This window comes from Methylobacterium oryzisoli, from assembly GCF_046557895.1.
Lineage (GTDB): Bacteria > Pseudomonadota > Alphaproteobacteria > Rhizobiales > Beijerinckiaceae > Methylobacterium > Methylobacterium oryzisoli.
In genome coordinates this window covers 1-1,598 of sequence record NZ_JBKIBX010000111.1, presented here as the reverse complement: position 1 = coordinate 1,598, position 1,598 = coordinate 1, and the positions used below count along the sequence as shown (strand labels likewise).

The 1,598-nt window shown below is 75.3% G+C and carries 1 protein-coding gene; it reads right to left on the bottom strand.

What is annotated here, in order from left to right; all coding sequences use genetic code 11:
* Positions 1-1,598 (bottom strand): chloride channel protein (locus ACKUB9_RS34250; RefSeq protein WP_407531156.1); only part of this gene is annotated, 1,598 nt, incomplete at both ends.

Sequence of the window (1,598 nt, the reverse complement as noted above, 5' to 3'; positions counted from 1 at the left end):
TGCCGGATCGGCGTGCCAGGCAGGAGCACCGCGTCGCCGAGCCGGGCCACCGACCCGACCGGCTCGCCCTCGCTCCCGGCCGCCACGTTCAGGTCGGCGGCCAGCACGAGGCCGGCATAGCGCCCGTCGCGCACCAGCACGGCCTGCTTCTCGCGCCCCGTGGTGAAGCCCTCGCGCACCTCCTGGATCGGCCGGTCCGCGCCCACCGCCTTGAAGTCGCGCCGCATCAGCATCGCGGCCGAGATCTGCCGGATCCAGCCCACGTCGTGGGGGCCGCGGATCGCGTCCTCGCCCCGCAGGTGGAAGCGCCACGTGGCGAAGCTGTAGCCGAACAACTCGCGCACGATCAGCGAGGCGATGGCCGCGGCCACCACCGCGCCGACCGTGATCGAAAAATCGCCCGTGGTCTCCAGCGCGAGGCAGATCATGCTCACGGGCGCGCCGAGCACGCCGGTGCCGAACGCCGCCATGCCGGCCATCGCCGCGGTGCCGGGCTGGAGCACGCCCTGGGGCACCAGCGCCGAGGCCGCACCCGTGTAGAGCTGGCCGATGAGGGCGCCGAGCAGCAGCGAGGCGAAGAAGAGCCCGCCGCGGAAACCCGAGCCGAGGGAGAGGGCCGAGCCCGCCATCTTGAGCGCCACCGCGGCGGCGAGCGCGAGGACGGTGGGGTTGCTGACGAGGGTGATCTGCAGCGCCCCGTGGCCGGCCCCGAGCACCACCGGGCTCACCAGGGCGAGCAGGCCGAGCAGCAGCCCGCCCAGCACCGGCCGGAAGGCCGGGCGCAGGGCCGGGATCCTGGCGAGCGCCCGCTCGACCGCCGAGACGCCGAGCATCAGCAGGATCGCGCCGAGCGCGCAGAGCGCGCCGACGACCCCGACCTGGAGGATCATCTCGGCCGAGAGCGGGGTGGGGAAGCCCGGCACCAGCAGGTAGGCGTGGGTGGTGAACTGGCGGGCCACCAGGGTGGCCGTGACGGCGCTGGCGATCACCGGCACGAAGCCGGCCGCCGCGTAGGCGCCGAGCACCACCTCGAAGGCGTAGAAGGCGCCCGCGAGCGGCGCCCCGAAGGCGGCGCTGATGGCGCCGGCCGCGCCGCAGGCGACGAGGAGGCGCATGTCGGAGCGGCGGGCGGCCAGGGTGCGCCCGAGGAGCGAGCCGAGGGCGGCGCAGACCTGGGTGAAGCCGGCCTCCAGCCCGACCGAGCCGCCGAAGCCGTTCGAGACCAGCGTCTGGCCGGCGATGTAGAGCGAGCCGCGGAAGGACAGGCGCCCGCCGAACAGGGCGTTGGCCTCGATGGCGTCGGCGAGCTTGGCGCCGAGCCGGCGGGCGACGAGCAGGGTCAGCCCGGCGAGCAGCAGGCCGCCCAGCACCGGGACCAGGATGGTGCGCCAGGGGGAGAGGCTGCGCGCCGCGCTGAGATCGACGCCGGCGGGCACGTCGAAGAGCGTCTGCTGGAGGGCGTGGGCCGCCTCGTTCATGCCCGCGACCACGAGGCCGCTCACCACGCCGACGAGCGCCCCGGCCATCAGCAGGCCGAGTTCGCGCCGCCGCACGAAGCGGCGCAGGACCTGCGGCACCCGCGCGTCGAACAGCGAGGC